Source organism: Methylobacterium sp. J-078 (assembly GCF_022829285.1).
Taxonomy (GTDB): Bacteria; Pseudomonadota; Alphaproteobacteria; order Rhizobiales; family Beijerinckiaceae; genus Methylobacterium.
In genome coordinates this window covers 1-607 of the sequence record NZ_JAKSYI010000028.1, presented here as the reverse complement: position 1 = coordinate 607, position 607 = coordinate 1, and the positions used below count along the sequence as shown (strand labels likewise).

Genomic DNA, 607 nt, shown 5'->3' with positions numbered 1-607 from the left:
TCCGGGTGGCACGAACTCGTGCAGCGAGGGCGGCAACAGCCAGCCCTGATCGACGTCCCAGGAGCGAAACACCTTGGCCATGAGCCGAGTGAATCACCTCGCAGCCTCGTCGTCGAGAGGATTACTCGGACAAGCTCCTAGGTGTGGAGCCTCAGCTGGTCGTGGTTGCCGATGACGAGGAACTTGCGGCCGTTGAGATGCCGGAACATGTCCTCGGCGTAAGACCTGGAAAACCCTTAGGCGAAATCGCCGAGGTGCCAGACGGTGTCCTCGGGCCTGATCCTGTCACCGTTTCCTGTACCTGAGGGCTTGCTGTGGTTTGATACAGCCTGGGCGTCTGGCGACCTTACGGTTTCCAGGTCCACCCCGATGACCTTCGCTGTGTCGTCGAGGCACGGTCGTCAACCGGCACGATCCCGGACGCCCTGTCTTGCGTAGTCCGAACAGTCGGTCGGGTCCCGCTCGCGCGGGCGCCCGCGTACAGGACAGGATCCGCCATGCTCAGCCTCGTACCGGTGGCCGGCATCGACGTCGGCAAGCACGTCCTCGACCTCGGGTTCCATCCCGCCGCCAAACCGCTCCGGTGTGACAACACCCCGACCGGCAT

Annotated in this window: 1 pseudogene; it reads left to right on the top strand. The window is 63.9% G+C overall.

Annotated elements, in window-relative coordinates:
• Window positions 1-497: 497 nt before the first annotated feature.
• Window positions 498-607: pseudogene (locus MKK58_RS02000) on the top strand (IS110 family transposase); the annotation flags it as partial.